Origin of the sequence: Halorubrum miltondacostae, assembly GCF_041379815.1 — an archaeon.
In the GTDB taxonomy this organism is placed as follows: Archaea; Halobacteriota; Halobacteria; order Halobacteriales; family Haloferacaceae; genus Halorubrum; species Halorubrum miltondacostae.
Window position 1 is genome coordinate 463,405 of the sequence record NZ_JBEDNY010000003.1, and the last position, 18,453, is coordinate 481,857.

The window sequence follows — 18,453 nt, forward strand, 5'->3', positions numbered from 1 at the left end:
AATAAGCGTGTTGAATAAACGTTCAATCAAGAGTTCTATATACCGCACCCGACTACCCGAGGTATGAACGACCCGTTCGCGGAGCCGGCGGACACCCGACAGGCGATCCTCGGCGCGGCGTTCCGCGCGCTCTGCGAACATGGGTACGCGAACGTCACGATCGCGCGGATCGGCGACGAGTTCGACAAGAGCCCGTCGCTCGTGTACCACCACTACGACGGCAAAGACGAGCTCTTGGTCGACCTCTTGGAGTTCCTCCTCGACGAGTTCGAGGCGTCCGTCGCCGGCGGCTCTCCCGGAGACGCCCCGGAGAGCGAGGACGGGTCCGAGATGGCTCCCGAGGCGCCGTTCGATCGCTCGGCGCGGGACCAGCTCGATGACTACCTCACGGCGGCGGTCGAGCCCACCTCGCTCGACCAGCCGCACGCGCCCGACGCGCGGTTCGTGACGGTGATGACGGAACTCCGCTCGCAGGCGGCAAACGACGAGGCGTACCGCGACCACTTCGACCGTAGCGACCGGGTCTTCGGCGAGTACCTCAAGCGGCTCGTCCGCGAGGCGGCCGCCGAGACCTCGCGCGACGGCGGCGGGGCGGCGGGCGACGAGGCGTCCGTCACCGCGGCGCAGGTCGCGTCGACGCTCCAGACGTTCGCGACCGGCGGAATGTTCCGGTGGGCGACGACGAACAAGCGGGCGTGGGTCGCGGACTCGCGCGCCGGGATCGATCGCTATCTGGAGGCGACACTGCCGCTCGTCAAGACGGACGGACCGGACGAGGAAGCCTGATTCGACGGCCGGTTCGGTCGGCTCCACACGCGTTTCGCAACCGGCGACGACGCCCCGTCAGCGGTCGGTGACGCCCTCGGCGTCCATCTGCGAGACCTCCTCTTCGAGCCACTCGCGCAGCCACTTCACGCGCTTGATGCGCTGGTGCGCGATGCTCTCGGCCGTGTCGGAGACGACGCGGTCGGTGTGGTCGTGCGCGCGCTGGAGCACGCGGTCGACCATCTTCGCGGCGTCCATGTGCGTGCGCGACTCGTACCCCATCCGCAACAGCATTAGGACGGCCCCGTTGGCGCCGACCTTGTCGAGCACGTCGGCCTCGATCAGGCATCGGCTCTCCAAGGGGACGTCATCGAGGTCGCCAGTGTACGAGTGGTCGACGACCGCGCCGCACACCTCCTCGATGAACGACTCGGGGTAGTTGCCGCGGCTCTGGAGGTACTCGCGGGTGACGCGCGCGCCGGCCTCGGCGTGGACGTCCTGCTCGGCCTCCAGCTTGGCGACGTCGTGGAAGACGGCCGCGACCCGGACGACGTCGATGTCGGCGCCCTCGGCCTCGGCGATGTCGGCCGCGAGGTCGACGACGTTGAGGATGTGATTGAACCGGTACGACGCCGAGTGCCACGGGTACCAGCGCATGCGGCCGCCGTCGTCCTCGCTCTCGACGCTGGCCGCGAGGTAGTCGCGAACGAAGCCCTTCATCTCCGCGAAATCCTCGTCGCTCACCTCCGTCTCTTTAATTTCGACGCCCACGAGGACCACCCCGGGAGAAAAGATCGTGATTCATTACCGTAGGCGAGGAGCGTTTCGGTCTTAGGCGTTACGACGGAGCCTTCCGCCGGAGACCGGCGGGTCGATGGCGGCGCCTGACGCCGGATCGGGCGGTGACACGACGAGTAGGGCGACCGTGTGCGGCACGCCGAGCCGTGACGCGACGCGGGACGCTTAACAGGGTCGCGGTCGGACGGACCGATATGCTAAGTCCCTTCGGGAACGACGACCGCGCCCGGTTCCAGCGGGCGGCGGCGGTCAACGTCGCCGGGAACGCGGTGAAGATCGCGGTCGTGGGCGCGACGGGACTCGTCTTCAACAGCGTCGCGCTGCTGGCCGACGCCGCCCACTCGGTCGCCGACCTCGTCGCCAGCGCGGTCGTGTTCGTCTGGGGGGGCTCCCGGTACGAGAGCGCCGACGAGACGCACCCGCACGGCCACCAGCGGATCGAGCCGCTGACCGCGCTGCTCGTCGGCGCGACCATCGTCGTCCTCGGACTCCTCCTGTTGCGCGAGTCGGTCCTCGGACTCTTCGGGGCCCACGACCCGCCCGGGAAGAGCCTCCTCCTCGTCGGCGCGCTGCTGTTCGCGATGGCGGACATGTACGTGCTGTACCGGTACACGGAGCTGGTGAACACCGACCTGGGCTCGACGGCGCTCACCGCCCTCGCGGTCGACTGCCTCAACGACATCTACACCACGGTCGCCGCCCTGATCGGCGTCATCGGGGTGTTCCTCGATGTCCCCGTGCTCGACCCCATCGCCGGTGCGCTCGTCAGCGCCCTCGTCGTGTACCAGGGCATCGAGATCGGTCGCGAGAACGTCACCTACCTTGTCGGCGGTGCCCCGCCGCCGGGCGACCGGGACCGCATCGTCGCCGCGCTCCGCGACCATCCCGCGGTCGAGGGAGTCCACGACCTCACGGTGTTCTACGACGGGACGGACCTGGAAGTCGAGGTCCACGTCGAGGTCGACGGCAAGATGACTCTCCGCGAGGCCCACGACGTGGAGACGGACCTCGTCACGAGCCTCCGCGCGCTGGACGACGTCGGCGACGTCCACGTCCACCTCGACCCCTCCGGACTCGGCGAGTGGAAGGACGCACCGGAGGGGGCGGACGCCTCGACCGCGCTCAGCGGCGACGCGGATCCCTGGGAGTGACTGTGGGCGGCGAGCAGAGAGTGCCCGCGGGCGACGGCCCGAGACCGCCGGTGTCGTGCGGGTTTTGCCCCTCCGGTTCCTACTATGGCTATGTTCGGTCGTCGTTGGCTGGAGATGACGTGGCGGGACGGACTGTTCGCCCACTGGCCCGTCGACCCGGCGACCGTCGACGCGGCGCTGCCCGACGGGATCACCGTCGCGACCCACGACGGCGACGCCTACCTCGGAGTCGTCCCGTTCGTGATGGAGGACATCCGGCCGCGCGGGGTGCCGCGCGGGCTGTCCTTCCCCGAACTCAACCTGCGGACCTACGTCGAGGGGCCGAACGGCCCGGGCGTCTACTTTCACAGCCTCGACGCCGACGACCGACTCGGCGTGGCGGTCGCCCGCGGTCTGTTCCGGCTCCCGTACTACCGCGCCGAGACCGACGTTCGGGGCACCGCGGCGAGCAGAGGCCCCGATAGCGGCGACGGCGACACGAAGAAGGCTGACGGCGGCGCGAGCGAGGAGGCCGCCGGCTCGGACGACGGCAGCGCCGTGCGGTTCGCGAGCCGTCGCATCCACGAGGGCGTCCCGCACGCTCGGTTCGACGCGACCTACGCGCCGGCCGGCGAGGCGTTCACGCCCGACCCGGGCTCGCTGCCGGCGTTCTTACTGGAGAACTACCGGTTCTACACCGCGGGAGAGCGCGGGCGACTGTACGTCGGCGAGATCGACCACGACCCGTGGACGCTGCGCCCGGCCGAGGCGGAGATCCGGGCGAACACGCTGTTCGAGGCCAACGGCTTCGAGAGACCGGACGGGGAGCCGATCCTCCACTACGGCGAGCCGATCGCGGTCACCGCCGACCGGATCAGGCGGGCCTGAGGGCGCCGGACTCGTCTCGCCGAAGCCGAAGTTACGGGAACAGGCCGCGGTACTCGTGGGCTTTCGCCGTTCGCTCCAGCGCGAGCGTGTACGCGGCGGTCCGCAGGTCGGGGAGCTCTTTCGTGTCGTACTGTTCAACGGTCTTGTCGAAGGCGCTCCCGATGCGCCGCTCCAGCTCGGCGTTGACCGTCTCCAGCGGCCACGAGAACTCCTGGGCGTTCTGGACCCACTCCAGGTACGAGACGATGACGCCGCCCGCGTTCGCGAGGATGTCGGGCACGACCTGGATGTCACGCTCGGTGAGCGCCTTGTCGGCCGCGACGGTCGTCGGACCGTTCGCGGCCTCGACGACCGCCGACGCGCGGAGGTCGTCGACGTTGTCGGCGGTGATCACGCCCTCGACGGCGGCGGGGATGAGCACGTCGACGTCGAGGGTGAGCAGCTCCGCGTTGGTGATCTGGTCCGGGTCGTCCCAGGTGGAGCCGCTCGTGCTCCCTCGGTACTCGCCCGCGACGTACTCCTCGATGAGCCCGCCGGCGTCGACGTGCGCGCCGAGCGCGGCCACGTCGAGGCCGTCCGGGTCGTACGCCGCGCCAGTCACGTCGGAGGTGGCGACCACGTTGGCGCCCGACTCGTCGAGGAGCCGGGCCGCGTTGGACCCGACGTTTCCGAACCCCTGGATCGCGACGGAGGCGTCGGAGAGGTCGCGGTCGAGGTACTCGAAGAGCCGCTCGGTGACGAGCGAGACCCCGCGGCCGGTCGCCTCCACGCGGCCGGGCGTCCCGCCGATCTCCAGCGGCTTCCCGGTGACGACCTGCGGCACGGAGTATCCCTCGTACATCGAGTAGGTGTCCATCATCCACGCCATCGTCTGCGGGTTCGTGTTCATGTCCGGCGCCGGCACGTCGACCTCGGGGCCGATCATCCGGCGGATCCCCTCGGTGTAGCGCCGGGTGAGCCGTTCGAGGTCGCGCTCGGTGAGGTCCTTCGGCTCGCAGATCACGCCGCCCTTCGCGCCGCCGTACGGGAGGTCGACGAGGGCGGTCTTCCATGTCATCCACCCGGCGAGCGCCTCGACCTCGCGCTGAGTGACCGAGGGGTGGAAGCGGACGCCGCCCTTGAACGGTCCCCGAGAGCTGTCGAACTGACAGCGGTAGCCCTCGAACACCTCCACCTCTCCGGACTCGAGCTCGACCGGGAGCGTCACCTTCAGGGTCCGTTCCGGATTCTTGAGCCGCTCGAACACCCCATGATCCACGTCTGCGTACTCCTCGGCGCGGTCCATCTGGGCGAGCATGTTCTCGAACGGGTCGTCAGCCATGGCGCCCACGACTCGATCGTTCGTGATATTGGTTTCGGCAATTATCGCCATCGGGAGAGAATATGTACCATAGTCTTTCCCCGGTTTTTCTCGAGCGCTTCCGACCGGACTTATACGTCGGGGCCGACAACCGCCGCCCATGATACACGGACACGCGACGGGGGAGCGCCGATGACGGCACAGACGCTTCACCCCCGAGTCCAGGTCGTGTGGGTCCTCCGCGCGGTGCTCCTCTCGGCGCTCGTCACCGCCCCGTTCGCCGCCGGCGCGTTCCTCGAGTACCTTCCACGGTGGGCGCCGGTCGCGGTCGGCGCAGTCGCGCTGACCCTCACCGTCGGGCACGCGCTGCTCCGCTACCGACGCTGGAGCTACGAGATCCGCGAGGACGCGATCTACCTCGACCGCGGCGTGGTCACGCAGGTGCGCACCACCGTGCCGCTGGTACGGATCCAGCACGTCGACTCGCGGCGCGGCCCGATCGAGCGGACCGTCGGGCTCGCCTCCTGCGTCGTGTACACTGCCGGGTCGCGCGGCGCGGACGTGCGGATCCCGGGACTCACGCCGGACGGCGCGAGCGACCTCCGCGAGGAACTGAAGCGACTGGCGATCCGCGCAGACGGGGAGGACGCGGTGTGAAGCTCGCGCCGCAGTCGGTCCCGTACCGCGCACTCCAGAAGGCGGCCGGGACCGCCGTCGCGCTGTTCGTGATCGTGAACAGCGGCGGGTTCGGCCTCCCGCTGGCGGTCGCCGGCGGCGCGGCCATCCTCCTCGTCATGTTCGCCTACGAGGTCGCCTACTACCGTCGGTTCGAGTACGTCCTCACCGAGGACACCCTCGACATCTCCTCGGGCGTCATCTCCCGGCGCGAGCGCGAGATCCCCTACCGACGCATCCAGAACGTCGACGTGAGTCGGGGCGTGGTCCAGCGCGCCATCGGCGTCGCCGCGGTCGACTTGGAGACTGCCGGGGGGTCCAGCACGGAGGGGTCGATCCGGTTCGTCACGCCGGACGAGGCGACGCGGCTCCAGCGCGAGGTCCAGCGCCGGAAGTCCGGGGCCGAGCGGTCGGCGGACGCCGCGGAGGGGAACGCGGACGTCGACGCCGTCAACGGCGGGCGCGACGACGCGTTCGCGCCGGACGAGGAGGAGCTGTTCGCCATCTCGCCCGGCGAGCTCGCCTTAGTCGGGGCGCTGTCGTTCGACGGGCGGCTGATCGGACTGCTAGCCTTCCTGAGCTCCGGCTCGTTCCCGGTGCTGTCGAGCTTCCTGCCGGAGACCTCGGCCGCCGCGCTCACCGCGACGGCGGTCGTCGGGATCGCCGCGCTGTTCATCGCGTCGTGGCTCATCGGCGCTGGCGTCGCCTTCTCGAACTACTACGGCTTCCGGCTCGCGCGAGCCGGCGACGAACTGCGCTACGAGCGCGGGCTGTTCCGGCGGTACAGCGGCTCGATCCCGACCGAGAAGGTCCAGGCGCTACGGATCACCGACAACCCGGCCAAGCGCGCGCTCGGCTACGCGAGCCTGTCGATCGAGACGGCGGGGTACGCACCGGGGCAGGGGACGGAGTCCGGCAACCAGTCGGCCGTTCCGATCGCCGCCACCGACCGCGTCTACCGGCTGACACACGAGATTGAGTCGTTCGGTTCGCCCGAGTTCAACCGCCCGCCAAAGCGGATCCGATGGCGGTACGTCATCCGGTACACGCTGCTCGTCGGCGTCCTCACCGGAATCGCGTACGGCGTGAACTGGTACGTCTCGCCGTCGCTCCCGTGGTACGGAGTGGCCGCGCTCCTCGTCGCCGTCCCGCCCGCGGCGCACCTGAAGTGGAAGCACCGCGGCTACTGGCTCGGCGAGGACCACCTGCTCACCCGGAACGGGTTCTGGAGTCGGACGGTCACCGTCGTCCCGTACTACCGGATCCAGAACGTGATCGACAGCCGGACCGTGTTCCAGCGCCGGTGGGGGGTCGCGACGATCGTCGCCGACACGGCGGGCACCAGTTCGCTGACCGGCAGCGACGCGGCCGCCGTCGACTTCGAGATCGACGAGGCGGAGGCGCTGAAGGAGACGCTCACCGAGCGCCTCGCGACCGCCGTGGCGGCGCGGCGGAGCGCCGGCGCCGACTCCTTCGAGTGGGTCGAGAGCGACGACGCGGCGAGCGAGGACGCCGACGGAGCGGTCACAGAGAGCGAGGAGACCGCAGAAGGCGGGCGCGACGGCGTCGACGAGGAGAACGCAGGGAACAAAGACGCTGGCGACGACCCCGTCGAGAACGTGGTCGTCGACGCGGAGGGAGACGACGCCGCGGACGAGTCGTCCGAGGAGGACCTCGACATCCCGGAGGACGGCGTCGTCCGCCCCGACTTCTCGCCGAGCGACCGCGACTACTCGGAGCCCGCGGAGCGGATCGACACGGGCGAGTACGCGGTCGACCAGAACCCGTCGGACGCCGACGTGGCGCACGGGCCGCGATCCGGCGCGGAGAGCGACGGAGACGCCACGGACGGCGGCCGCGACGGGGACGGAGACGCTGCGGACGGCAGCGATGGAGCCACAGAGGATAGTCGCGGCGACACCGCGGACGGTAACGACGACACCGCGAACGACGACGGCGACGACCGCTAAGGGGCGCGGCCGGCGCGTCCCGGCCCGTTCACTCGTCGAGTAACTGCTGTGCGATCGTGTTGCGCAGGACCTCGCTCGTCCCCTCGTAGATCTCCGAGAGCTTCGCGTCGCGGTAGAAGCGCTCCGCGGGGAAGTCCTTGGTGTAGCCGTAGCCGCCGTGGATCTGGATCCCCTCGTTGGCGACCTCGCGGGCGATCTCGGAGGCGTACAGCTTTGCCTGCGCCGCCTGCTTGATGTAGTCCTCGTCGCGCATCTTCAGGTCGGCCGCCTCGTGCATCAGCAGCTCCGCGGCGCGCGCCTTCGTGTCCATGTCGGCGAGCTTGTGCTGGATCGCCTGGAAGTCGGCGATGGCGCGATCGAACTGCTCGCGTTGTTGGGCGTAGGACTTCGCCTCGTCGAGCGCGGCGCGGGCGATCCCGACCGACCGGGCGGCGATGGTGATACGCCCGCCGTTGAGCGTCTTCAGCGCGTGAACGAACCCGTCGCCCTCCTCGCCGAGCAGGCGGTCCTCAGGGATCCACATGTCGTCGAACCGCAGCTCCGCGGTCGGACACCCCTTGTCGCCGAGCTTGTCCTCCGTCCCCTCGACAATGAACCCGTCGTCCTCCTCCGGGCGCACGACGAACGACGAGATCCCGTTCCGGCCGGCGTCGGGGTCGGTCTTCGCGAACAGGGTGACCGTGTCCGCGACGGAGCCGTTCGAGATCCAGAGCTTGCCGCCGTTCACGACGTAGCCGTCGCCGTCGCGCTCCGCGGCGGTCGTCATCGCCGGCACGTCCGAACCCGCCTCGGCCTCAGAGAGAGCGAACGCGCCGATGTCCTCGCCGGTGTTCAGGGCGGTGAGGTACTCCTGCTTCTGGGCCTCGTCGCCGAACTCGTAGAGCATGTTGCCGGCCAGCGAAGTGTGGGCGGCGACGACCGTCCCGAGCCCGCCGGAGCCGCGGGAGATCTCCTCGAGCCCGATCGCGTAGCTGTGGTAGTCGAGACCCGCGCCCTCGTACTCGACCGGGAACGGCATCCCCATGAGCCCGAGGTCGGCCATCTCGTCGACCAGGTCGGCGGGGAACTCGTCGGTCTCATCGATCTCGACCGCGCGCGGGACGACCTCCTCGTCGACGAACTCCGCGACGGTGTCGCGGATCTGACGCTGCTCTTCGGTGAGCGTGAACTCCATGTGAGTGCGTTTGGCCGGGCGGACTTAGCCGTTTCCACACGGTTGTACACGGGTGGGGCGTTCGTCGCGGGCGAGCGCTGCGATGCCGGGCGATTTCGGCGGTTGAGGGGGCGAGCGGGGCTCGGGCGGCGTTCCACGAGGCTTTTTATGCGTTGTGCCGTAAGGTCTGGCAACTGAATGAGCGGACGAGAATACGGTCCCGGTGAGGCCGACCTCGCGTGGTGTCACGAGGCGGTCCAAGGGGTCTCGCGGACCTTCGCGCTGACTGTCGACGTGTTAGAGGAACCGATGGCGTCGCAGATCTGCGTCGGCTACCTCCTCTGCCGCGTCGCCGACACGGTTGAAGACGCCGGCCACATCCCGCCGGAGGCACAGAGCGACGTGCTGCGGACGTATCGGCAGGCGATCGACCCGGACGAGGACACCGATATCGCCGAGTTCCGCGCGGCGGTCGACGAGTGGCTCCCCGCGGAGCGCGACGACGACTGGACGGTCGTCGCCGAGGCGCCCACGATCGCGGCGACGTTCGAGGAGCTTGACCCGGAGGCGCAGGCCGCGATCGTCCCGCCGGTGTTGGAGATGGTCGACGGGATGGCGATGTTCGTCGACCGCCACGCCACGGAGGGCGGGCTCCGGATCGACGACCGCGACGAGCTCGAACAGTACTGCTACTACGCGGCCGGCACCGTCGGCAACCTCATCACGAACCTGCTCACCCGCGGCGACCTCGACGAGGAGCGCGCGACGCGGCTGCGGGAGACCGCCGAGGAGTTCGGGCTCCTCCTCCAGCTTGTCAACGTCTCGAAGGATGTCTACGACGACTACACAGAGGAGAACAACGTCTACCTCCCCGCCGAGTGGCTGGAGGCCGAGGGCGTCGAGCAGGAGCGCGTCGTCCACCCCGAGAACCGCGAGTCGTCCGCGCGCGTCGTCGGCCGGACCGCGGACTACGCCCGCTCGTTCCTCGACGACGCGCAGGCGTACCTGGAGACGATGCCACTCTCGAACGGGAACACGATGGAGGCGTGGACCGTCCCGTACCTGCTCGCGGTCGGCACGCTCCGGGAGATCGGGAGCCGCCCCGAGGACGCGCTCACCGAGACCGGCGTGAAGGTGTCCAGACAGGAGGTGTTCGCGGTGATGTCCGCCGCGAGCGAAGTCGGCCGCGACTCTCTCGCGGAGCTGCGACAGACGATCGCGCGGACCCCCTTCCACCGCGCCGTCGGCTCCGCCGACTGAGCCGAGGCGCGTCGCCGCCACTTTTCCGGTCCTACTCACAGCCGCGACCGCGCCCGCGACACTGCGGGAACACGCACCCCGATCGTCTCCCCGAGCGCCTCGGCCGCGCTCAGCAGCCATTCCGCGCGCTCGACCCGCGAGTCGAGGTCGCCGGGGCCGATCCGGTACTGCTCGACCAGTTCCTCCACGGTCGCGCCCCCGATCCACTCGTCTAGGATCCGCGCCGTCTTCACCGACTCCAACCACCCCTCGAAGTCGTCCGGCTCGGTCATGTCCGTGGTGAGGTGCGCGGCGTTGGTCCGCGCGAACCGGTAGATGTCGGCGCGCTCCGCGTTCCCGAGGTACGTGTCCTGCATGTCCGGCGTGTCGCAGATAACCTCGAATGCGGTGAGCGTCGTCGCCTCCGGGAGGTCGGCCGCGTCGCGGAGCCCGGCGACGATGCGCTCGCCGGTCTCGGGCCGGACGTACTGCTTCGAGGTGGTCTCGCCGACGGCGGTCGCGACGAGGCGGTAGTCCTCGACCCCGCCCGTCTCCCGGGCGACCATCCCGGCCGCGACGAGGTCGTCGACCGCGACGGCGACGGCGTCCGCGAGGCTGCCGGCCCCCGTCTCCCGCGCGTAAAAGGTTCCTTCGAACACGTCGAGGATCTCGGACTCGGTCGCGGCGAAGTCCGTCGCGACCGCCGCGAGGACGTGCGTACGGAGCGATCCCGGGTCGGCGAGCTGCGACTCGACGGCCTCGGGCTCGCCCGCGACGTACCGCTCGCGGACCTCCTCTCGGGTGTCGGCGTCGGCGACGAGGACCGCCTCCCCGTGCGGATCGAGGCCGGGGCGACCGGCGCGGCCGCACATCTGGTGGACCTCAAGCGTTGGAATCCACGCCATGCCGCCCTCGCCGTACCGGCGCTGGTCGCGGACGACGACGCGGCGCGCGGGCACGTTGACGCCGGCCGCCAGCGTGGGCGTAGCGCAGATACAGGCGACGTCGCGCTCGCGGAACGCCGACTCGACGACCCCGCGGTGGCCGGACCGGAGCCCGGCGTGGTGGAACGCGACGCCGGCGCACAGGCAGTCCGCGAGCTGTCGGCCCGGGAGCGTGCCGTCCACGTCGGTCGCCTCCTCGGCCGCCGCGGCGGCCGCATCTTCGATCCCGAGCTCCGCCGCGAGGCCGTCCTCGGCGAGCCGCTCCGCGAGGTCGACCGCTTCCCGCCGGGAGCGGACGAAGGCGAGGCACTGGCCGCCGTCGGCGACGGCGTCGGCGACCAGCGCGGCCGTGACCTCGGTCGGGTCGTGCTCGTCGTCGCCCTCGCCGTCTTCGCCGCTCTCTTCGACCGGCCGGTCTTCGTCGTCTCCGTCACCCTCGCCGGCTACTCCCACCTCGTCGCTGTCGACGTCGACGGAGAGGTGTGTGCCGTCGTCGAAGTCCACCTCACCGCCGACGGCGACGCCGGTCCGGAGGTCGACCGGCCGCCACACCGACTCGACGAGGGCGGCATCGAGCCAGTCGGCGATCGCGTCAGGGTTGTCGACGGTCGCCGACAGCGCCACGGTCTGGAGGTCGGGGTTCCGGCGGCGGAGCGTCGCCAGCGTCACCTCAAGGGTGGGACCGCGCCGCTTCGCGCCGAGCAGGTGGACCTCGTCGACGACGACGCAGGCGAGTTCGTCGACCCACGAGGCCCCGTTGCGGATCGCCGAGTCGACCTTCTCGCTCGTGGCGACCACCACGTCGTTGCCGGCGAGGGCCTCGCCCGTCGCGTCGAAGTCGCCGGTGGAGATGCCGACGTCGACGCCCGGCAGCGCCGCGAACGTCTCGTACTTCTCGCGGGCGAGCGCGCGGAGCGGACAGACGTACAGCCCGGGGCCGTCCGCGGTCAGCAGCGCGAGCTGCGCGACGAATGTCTTGCCCGACGCGGTCGGCACCGCGGCGACGACGTCGGCCCCCTCGCAGACGCCGGCGTCGACCGCCGCGCGCTGCGGCGGGTAGAGCTCGCGCACGCCGCGCTCGGCGAAGTGGTCGACGACGGACGGCGACAGCGGCAGGTCCCGGACGCGCATACGGCGATCCGTTCGGCTCGCCCGGTGATAAAGAGTCGGCGGCACCCCCTCGGTCGGCGTCGGCTACGCGTCGGTGTCGAAGTCCTGGAAGAGCTTCTCGTAGTCCTCGTCGTCGCTCGCGACCGCGTCGCGCGACTCGTCCGCGCGCTCGCGGAGCTCGTCGATGCGCTCGGTGAGCCGCTGGTACTCGTCGTTGTCGGCGAGGTCGGTGGCGCTCTTCTCGGACTCCAGCATCGCCTTCTTCGAGGTCAGCGAGAACAGCTCCTGAACCTCTGAGTCGTACTCGCCGCGCTGTAGCAGACCCTCGACGGTCTCGCGGAGCGTGTCGCTCGTGACAGGCTTGACGAGGTAGTCGTCGAACCCCATCTCGAGGATGTCGAAGTCGGGCTCGACGGCGGTGACCATCGCGACCCGGCAGTCGATGCCGCGTTCGCGGACGGCGGTGAGGACCTCGTCGCCGGAGAGGCCCGGCATGCGCCGATCGAGGAGTATCGCGTCGACCTGGTTGTCCGCCTCGTCGAGCTCGTCGAGCGCCTCGCGACCGCCGTACGCGGTTCGGACGCGGTACTCGTCGCCGAGCCAGGCGGCGTACAGGTCGGCCAAGTCGGGTTCGTCCTCGACCACGAGGACCAGCGGCGGTTGCTCACTCATGGATGACGGGAGCGAGGGGGTATTCGCTCACACGTTTCGTCTCTCCGCTGGCTATATTAAAATACCTCTTCGACGCGCGGCCCGAGCGGGCGATCGGTCGGCGGTCGGCCGCGAGCGCGTCCGGCCAAGGGGCCGTTCGCGGACCCGTCCCGCCGAAAGGTCGTCTGCGATTACTCGTTCGGACTGTAGTTCGGCGCCTCGTCCGTGATCATCACGTCGTGCGGGTGGCTCTCGCTCTGCCCCGCCGCGGAGACGCGCACGAACTCCGCGCGCTCGTGGAGGTCGGGGACGGTCTCCGCGCCGACGTACCCCATTCCGGAGCGCATCCCGCCGGTGAGCTGATAGAGCTCCGACGCGAGGCTCCCCTTGTACGGGGTCGCCGCCTCGACGCCCTCGGGGACGAACTCCTCGTCCTCCTGCTCCTCCTTGAGGTAGCGGTCGCCGCCGCCGGACTTCATCGCCCCGACCGAGCCCATGCCGCGGTACTGCTTGTACTTCTTCCCCTGCATCGTGATGACGCGGCCGGGGGCCTCGTCCGTGCCGGCGAAGTACGAACCCAGCATCACCGCGTCCGCGCCGGCCGCGAGCGCCTTGATCGCGTCGCCGGAGTACCGGATCCCGCCGTCGGCGATAACGGGCACGCCGTGCTCGGCGGCGACGTCGGCGACCTCCGCGACGGCGGTCATCTGGGGCATCCCGGCGCCGCTGACGACCCGCGTGGTACAGATCGAGCCCGGGCCGATGCCGACCTTCAGCCCGTCAGCGAAGTCGACGGCGGCCTCGGCGGCCTCGCGCGTGCCGACGTTACCGACGACGACGTCGGCGTCGACGGTCGCCTTGATCGCCTCCGCGGAGTCGAGCACGTTGAGGTTGTGGGCGTGCGCGCAGTCGATGAAGATGACGTCGACGCCGGCCTCGTCGGCGGCGACGGCGCGCTCCTCCTCGAAGGGGCCGACGGCGACCCCGGCCAGCAGGCGGCCGCGGTCGTCGCGGGCGGCCTCCTCGTGCTCGCGGCGCTGGAGGATCCCCTGCATCGTCACCAGTCCGACGAGCCGCTCGTCGCCGTCCACGATGGGGACGCGCTCGATCTTGTGATCGTACATCAGTTCGAGCGCCGCGCGCGCCTCGACGTCCTCCGTGGCGGTGATGACCTCGTCGGTCATCGCCTCGCGGACGGCGTCGTCCTCGCCGACCTCGAGGTACGGACGGATGTCGGTCCCCGAGATGATGCCGAGGACCGTGTCGTCGTCCGCGACGACGGGGGCGCCCGAGACGCCCTGCCGCTCCATCACGGCGTCGGCCTCGCGGACGGTGTCGTCCGGCGAGACGGTGACGACGTTCTCGCGCCGGATGACGAGCTCGTGGGCGCGCTTGACGCGCTCGACCTCCGCGGCCGTCTCCTCGACGGTCATGTTGCGGTGGAGCACGCCGAGGCCGCCCTCGCGGGCCATCGCGATGGCGAGGTCGCTCTCGGTGACGGTGTCCATCGCCGCCGACAGCACGGGGACGGTGAGCTCGACGTTCCGCGACACGCGAGTGGTCAGGTCGGCGTCGTCGGGCTCCACCCGGCTCTCTTTCGGGCGGAGCAGCACGTCGTCGAACGTCAGCGCTTCCGGGACCTCGAGTTTCGCCGAGAACCGGCCAGAATTTGTCTCCATATAAGCCGTCATGAACGGCCGATGAAAAGCGTTGCGAGACAGCACGGACGTGGAGGTTGGTCACAAACAGAGGGGTGTTGTGTACACGTTCGTGCCCAGTCGTGGGGCAGAGCGCGACAGATACGGGGATCGGTGGACGCGTCTTCGGAGCAGCGGTCGATGAGCGGCAGGCGGGCTCGGGCGCCGAGAGATAGTCGGAGATGCGGCGTCATCGTCGACGTATCGTCGTCGAAAGCGGTCGCCGACCGTCGATCATTCGTGGCGTGCGGACACGTCTCACACAACCTTTAACGCGACCGAAACGCGTATAACAGGTATGGACTCCGACAGTCCCGTGAACGCGCGCATCGCCGGCCAGTCGAACGCCGACCTCGGCGTCCGCTTTACAGCCGGCAATCCGCGCACTCTCTTTACATGGGCTCGTCGGAAATCCCTCGGCGTGGACTCCGCGTGGTGGTCCCCCGACCATCGCGAGTCGCACGCGTCCCACCGCCACCCCGACGGTCAGGGCTATCGTCCCTAAATGAGCACGTCACGCCACCCCGTCGCCCTGCGATTAGAACGGCAGGTCGGGAGCGCGACGAAGCTGCTCGCGACCGTGATGGTGTTGCCGCTCGTCGACGGCATCTTCCCCGCGTTAGTCGTCGCCGGCGTTCTCGGATCCGCGAGCGGCGTCGTCGAAACGGGGATCCTGATCTTCGGCGGCTCCGCGACCGCCGCGGTGATCCTCGCGGAGATGGACGGCTCCCGCCGGGAGATGGTCACCTCCGTGCTGCTGATCGGCGCGATCATCATTCCGGTCGCCGCCGTGGAGGCCGCCCTCGCGCCGACGCTCAGGGAACTCCTCGACCTGGCCGTCTTCGAGCGGTTCGCCGGCCTGGTCATCCTGACGATCGCCGCCAAGACCGCCAGTTCGGAGGTCGGCGAGTACCTGCCGAGCCCGGGCGTCATCATCGGGCTCGGGCTCGTCGCGAGCTTCAACCCGTCCGGCTTCGCGCTGGAGACCTCGACCGAGTACGTCGTCAACGGCACCGCGGCCGCCGCCGTCGGCGTCGCGTTCGCGCTGTCGATCGCGCTGCTGTCGCCGCACCTCCGCGGCCGCGTCGACATCGACCGGTTCCGGTTCGGCTCCGCGGTCGCGCTGGGCGTGCTCGCCCTGCCGATCCTGCTCGGCCCGTTCGACCTCATGCAGACGGAAGCGCCGGTCGCGCTCGCGGTGCTCGCGGTGACGACCCTCTTCGCCTACGACCCGAACGCGGGCGCGCTGGAGGGCGTCACCGACGTCGACGACGGACCGGACGACGACGCGCCCGACGGGTCCGCCGGCGGGAGCGATGAGTCGGACGACGACTCGACCGACGCCGACGAGGGGGCGGACGACGCGCCGCCGAGCGACCCACCGCTCGATACGCCGCCGGAGGGACCGTCGCCCATCGTCGACGACGACGTGGCCGTCCTTGCGAACGGCGGGGAGGAGCGCGAGACCGGCGACGAGGGGACGGACCCCTTCGCCGACGACGACTCCCGCGCGCCGTGGCTGTAGCTCCGGGGTAGTCGGCGGAGCGCCACCCGCGACACCGCCGCATCTTCACCGCGTGTGTCGCCGGGGTTTAGGCGCTCGACCCCAAACGACGGGTATGTCTAACCGCGTCGTTCAGGGGCGGATGGTGACGCCCGAGAAGCTCGCAGAGCTGGTCGAAGGGGAGTCGGTGCTGGAGGCTGAGTCCATCGCGGACGCAGACCGCGACTGTCCGGAGTGCGGCGGCGACGTCATCTCGGTCGGATACATGCCGAGCGTGACCGAGTTCGTCACCGGCTTCAAGTGCCAAGACTGCGACTGGAGCGACGACGACCGGGAGTAACGCCGGTTTGGAGCTCCCCCGGCGAGCGGCCGAGCGAGGCGTTCACCGCTGAGCGGAGAGCGCGGCGCCGTCCCTCGATCGCCCTCGATCGAAACCCCTTTATCCGCGTTTCGGCAATTTCCTGATGCGAGATCACGCGGGGCTGTGGCCAAGCCAGGCATGGCGACTGACTCCAGAGGCTTGCGCCCGGGACGACACTCCAGACTGATATACCGAGCGGCCGACTGATCATCGGTCGTGTTGACGACCCTCTGGAGTTCCGAGGCGCACCGGAGATATCAGTCGATCGGGGGTTCAAATCCCTCCGGCCCCACTTCTGCCGTCGCGATCAACACCGCAAGCAGCGGCTTCATCGAAGCCTATTCCGCCGCGGAGGTCAGCGGCGCGAGACGATCCGCCCGGCCACCACGCCAACGATCGAGATCATCCCCGCCATCGCGAGGTAGATCGCCAGACCGACCGTCTCGCCGTTCGCCCCGTTCAGCCCCGCCAGTCCCAGGAACACCACCGCGATGACGGCGTGGAGCGCAAACACGCCGGACGGGACGTTGGCGCCGAGTTTGAATCCGATCTCCATACCCCCACTTCGCGGAGCGCCGGAAAAAGTCGTCCGGTCGGGACGCAGGACGGCGTCCGCGATCGGCGCGTTCGTCACACTAAAGCGACCCCGGTTCGACGGCTAGCCCGATGACCGACGGTTTCTCTCGACGCGAATGGCTCGCGGCGGTCGGCGCGGCGACGACCGGTGCGGCAGCCGGCTGCGCTTCGCAGAGCGGTCCGCCCGTAGACGCGGACGTCGACCGCGGCGGGGCCGACTCCGGAAGCGGCGGCTCGACCGAGCAGACGATCCCGCCGGGGGTCGCGCAGTTCCGCGGCTCGCTGGAGCGGTGGGGGTACTTCCCCGACGAGACGGTGCCCGACGCGGTCGAGGAGGCGTGGCGAATCCCGGAGGTCAACACCGGGGAACACCGCGCGGCGAAGGCGAGCGCGGTGCCGCACCCCGACGGGGGCGTCCTTCTGCCGGGCGACACCGGCGACCTGCTGTGGATAACGGCCGACGGCGACGTGCGGTGGCGCGGGGAGACCGACGCGGACGGCCGCGGGATCCACGGGACGCCGGCGGTCGCGGACGGCCGGGCGTATATCGGCGCGTACGACGGCGTCCTCTACGCGTTCGCGCTCGACTCCGGGGAGTTGGAGTGGTCGACGGATCTCGGCGACGCTATCGGGTCGAGCCCGCTGTACTATGGCGGCGAGCTGTACGTCTCGGTCGAGTTCTACGACCCGGAGGGGCGGCTGTTCGCGGTCGACGCGGAGACGGGCGACGTGACTTGGGAGGAGCCGGAACACCGCCCCACCGATCACCCGCACTCCTCGCCCGCCATCTCGCTCGACGCCGGGCGGATGGTGTGCGGGTCGAACGACGGCTACCTCTACTGCTGGAGCTTCCCGGACCTGGAGTTCCAGTGGCGGTTCGCGACCGATCCCCCGAGCGAGAACAACGGCGAGATCAAGGGGCCGATCGCGACGTACGACGGCGCGGCCTTCTTCGGCTCGTGGGACTTCAACGTGTATCGGGTGGACCTCGAGACCGGCGAGGAGGACTGGCACTACGAGACGGGCAACCTCTCGATGACGGGGCCCGCGATCGACCCCGAGCGCGACGTGGTGTACATGGGGAGCCACGACTACCACCTGTACGCGCTCGACGCGTCGACCGGCGAGGTGGAGTGGCGCTTCCGGACCGGGGCCCCCCTGACCGGCTGCGCGACGGTCGCCGGCGACCGTGTGCTGACGGGATCAAAGGACAGTACCCTCTACGCGCTGGAGGCCGACTCCGGCGAGGAGGTGTGGCGCGTCGACCACGACGGGTGGGTGACGAGCGCGCCCCGCGTCGTCGACGGCGACGTCTACTACGCGGAGCGCGCGCCGGACCCGGACGACGGGAATACAGACGGCGGCGGCTACAAACTCGTCTCTGCGGAGTGAACGAGCGGAGCCGAGTCGCCGTCGCTACAGCACGTCGCCGATCCGGACGGGCTCGCCGTCCAACTCGGGGTCCTCCGCGACGATGGTCAGGACCTCGTGGTCGGTGACGTCCCGGTACGACTTCCCGGTCGCCTCCTCGATCAGCGTCTTCTCCAGTTCGAACTCGGTCCCCTCGTAGACGACGTCGACCCCGCGGTCGGTGAACGTCAGTTCGGTACTCATGCGCTCGGATACTCGACGTGAGGGGATAAGCGGCACGAACGCCGGGAGACGGCGGTTTCGAGTCGCAATACGGGCACT

Annotated in this window: 18 protein-coding genes and 1 tRNA gene; 11 read left to right on the plus strand and 8 right to left on the minus strand. The window is 70.0% G+C overall.

Annotated features, from left to right (window positions below; all coding sequences use genetic code 11):
• Positions 1-63: 63 nt before the first annotated feature.
• A complete protein-coding gene (locus ABNG04_RS11415) occupies positions 64-786 on the plus strand; it encodes a TetR/AcrR family transcriptional regulator (protein WP_371162539.1) in 723 nt (240 codons plus the stop codon).
• A 57-nt stretch (positions 787-843) separates the two neighbouring features.
• On the opposite strand, the gene ABNG04_RS11420 is transcribed toward ABNG04_RS11415, so the two are convergent.
• Entirely contained in the window at positions 844-1,545 is a 702-nt protein-coding gene (locus tag ABNG04_RS11420; RefSeq protein WP_371162540.1) for an HD domain-containing protein, read from the minus strand.
• Positions 1,546-1,757: 212 nt separating this feature from the next.
• Here ABNG04_RS11420 and ABNG04_RS11425 point away from each other — a divergent pair, with 212 nt between their 5' ends.
• Together ABNG04_RS11425 and ABNG04_RS11430 are read left to right on the plus strand one after the other, a co-directional pair.
• Positions 1,758-2,714, plus strand: coding sequence for a cation diffusion facilitator family transporter (locus ABNG04_RS11425; protein ID WP_371162541.1), 957 nt, complete (start codon positions 1,758-1,760; stop codon positions 2,712-2,714).
• A 90-nt stretch (positions 2,715-2,804) separates the two neighbouring features.
• Positions 2,805-3,581, plus strand: a complete 777-nt coding sequence (locus ABNG04_RS11430) for a YqjF family protein (protein ID WP_371162542.1) — start codon at positions 2,805-2,807, stop codon at positions 3,579-3,581.
• Positions 3,582-3,612: 31 nt separating this feature from the next.
• Here the strand turns inward: ABNG04_RS11430 and ABNG04_RS11435 are convergent, their stop codons facing one another.
• Positions 3,613-4,902, minus strand: coding sequence for a Glu/Leu/Phe/Val family dehydrogenase (locus tag ABNG04_RS11435; RefSeq protein WP_371162543.1), 1,290 nt, complete (start codon positions 4,900-4,902; stop codon positions 3,613-3,615).
• Positions 4,903-5,073: 171 nt separating this feature from the next.
• On the opposite strand from ABNG04_RS11435, the gene ABNG04_RS11440 reads away from it, so the two are divergent.
• Together ABNG04_RS11440 and ABNG04_RS11445 are read left to right on the plus strand one after the other, a co-directional pair.
• Entirely contained in the window at positions 5,074-5,538 is a 465-nt protein-coding gene (locus ABNG04_RS11440; RefSeq protein WP_371162544.1) for a PH domain-containing protein, read from the plus strand.
• Complete coding sequence (locus ABNG04_RS11445; protein ID WP_371162545.1) at positions 5,535-7,526, plus strand: PH domain-containing protein; 1,992 nt, start codon at positions 5,535-5,537, stop codon at positions 7,524-7,526. The genes ABNG04_RS11440 and ABNG04_RS11445 overlap by 4 nt, the downstream gene beginning before the upstream one ends.
• 28 nt (positions 7,527-7,554) lie before the next feature.
• Here the strand turns inward: ABNG04_RS11445 and ABNG04_RS11450 are convergent, their stop codons facing one another.
• Entirely contained in the window at positions 7,555-8,700 is a 1,146-nt protein-coding gene (locus ABNG04_RS11450; RefSeq protein WP_371162546.1) for an acyl-CoA dehydrogenase family protein, read from the minus strand.
• A gap of 177 nt (positions 8,701-8,877) precedes the next feature.
• Here ABNG04_RS11450 and ABNG04_RS11455 point away from each other — a divergent pair, with 177 nt between their 5' ends.
• The gene (locus tag ABNG04_RS11455; RefSeq protein WP_371162547.1) at positions 8,878-9,939 is read left to right on the plus strand and encodes a phytoene/squalene synthase family protein; all 1,062 of its coding nucleotides are present in this window, start codon (positions 8,878-8,880) and stop codon (positions 9,937-9,939) included.
• Between the two features lie 35 nt (positions 9,940-9,974).
• On the opposite strand, the gene ABNG04_RS11460 is transcribed toward ABNG04_RS11455, so the two are convergent.
• The 3 genes from ABNG04_RS11460 to guaB all read right to left on the minus strand — a co-directional run bounded on the left by ABNG04_RS11460 (position 9,975) and on the right by guaB (position 14,302).
• Positions 9,975-11,993 carry a DEAD/DEAH box helicase gene (locus tag ABNG04_RS11460; protein WP_371162548.1) on the minus strand — a complete coding sequence of 673 codons (2,019 nt, stop codon included), beginning with the start codon at positions 11,991-11,993 and terminating at the stop codon, positions 9,975-9,977.
• A 63-nt stretch (positions 11,994-12,056) separates the two neighbouring features.
• On the minus strand, positions 12,057-12,644 hold the full coding sequence (locus tag ABNG04_RS11465; RefSeq protein ID WP_371162549.1) for a HalX domain-containing protein: 588 nt from the start codon (positions 12,642-12,644) through the stop codon (positions 12,057-12,059).
• Between the two features lie 170 nt (positions 12,645-12,814).
• On the minus strand, positions 12,815-14,302 hold the full coding sequence (gene guaB, locus ABNG04_RS11470; RefSeq protein WP_371162550.1) for an IMP dehydrogenase: 1,488 nt from the start codon (positions 14,300-14,302) through the stop codon (positions 12,815-12,817).
• Between the two features lie 316 nt (positions 14,303-14,618).
• On the opposite strand from guaB, the gene ABNG04_RS18155 reads away from it, so the two are divergent.
• From ABNG04_RS18155 to ABNG04_RS11485, 4 genes are all read left to right on the plus strand, one after another.
• Positions 14,619-14,825: a DUF8099 family protein gene (locus ABNG04_RS18155; protein WP_510952319.1), complete on the plus strand. Its 207-nt coding sequence runs from the start codon at positions 14,619-14,621 to the stop codon at positions 14,823-14,825.
• Positions 14,826-15,845, plus strand: coding sequence for a DUF5794 domain-containing protein (locus ABNG04_RS11475; protein ID WP_371162551.1), 1,020 nt, complete (start codon positions 14,826-14,828; stop codon positions 15,843-15,845). It abuts the gene before it with no gap.
• A gap of 94 nt (positions 15,846-15,939) precedes the next feature.
• Positions 15,940-16,164, plus strand: a complete 225-nt coding sequence (locus ABNG04_RS11480) for a DUF5795 family protein (protein ID WP_006113289.1) — start codon at positions 15,940-15,942, stop codon at positions 16,162-16,164.
• Positions 16,165-16,302: 138 nt separating this feature from the next.
• A tRNA-Trp gene (locus tag ABNG04_RS11485) sits at positions 16,303-16,477 on the plus strand.
• Positions 16,478-16,540: 63 nt separating this feature from the next.
• Here the strand turns inward: ABNG04_RS11485 and ABNG04_RS11490 are convergent.
• A complete protein-coding gene (locus ABNG04_RS11490; protein WP_371162552.1) occupies positions 16,541-16,741 on the minus strand; it encodes a hypothetical protein in 201 nt (66 codons plus the stop codon).
• 110 nt (positions 16,742-16,851) lie between these two features.
• Here ABNG04_RS11490 and ABNG04_RS11495 point away from each other — a divergent pair, with 110 nt between their 5' ends.
• Complete coding sequence (locus tag ABNG04_RS11495) at positions 16,852-18,153, plus strand: outer membrane protein assembly factor BamB family protein (RefSeq protein ID WP_371162553.1); 1,302 nt, start codon at positions 16,852-16,854, stop codon at positions 18,151-18,153.
• 24 nt (positions 18,154-18,177) lie between these two features.
• On the opposite strand, the gene ABNG04_RS11500 is transcribed toward ABNG04_RS11495, so the two are convergent.
• On the minus strand, positions 18,178-18,375 hold the full coding sequence (locus ABNG04_RS11500; protein WP_149798593.1) for a DUF5800 family protein: 198 nt from the start codon (positions 18,373-18,375) through the stop codon (positions 18,178-18,180).
• Positions 18,376-18,453: the final 78 nt, after the last annotated feature.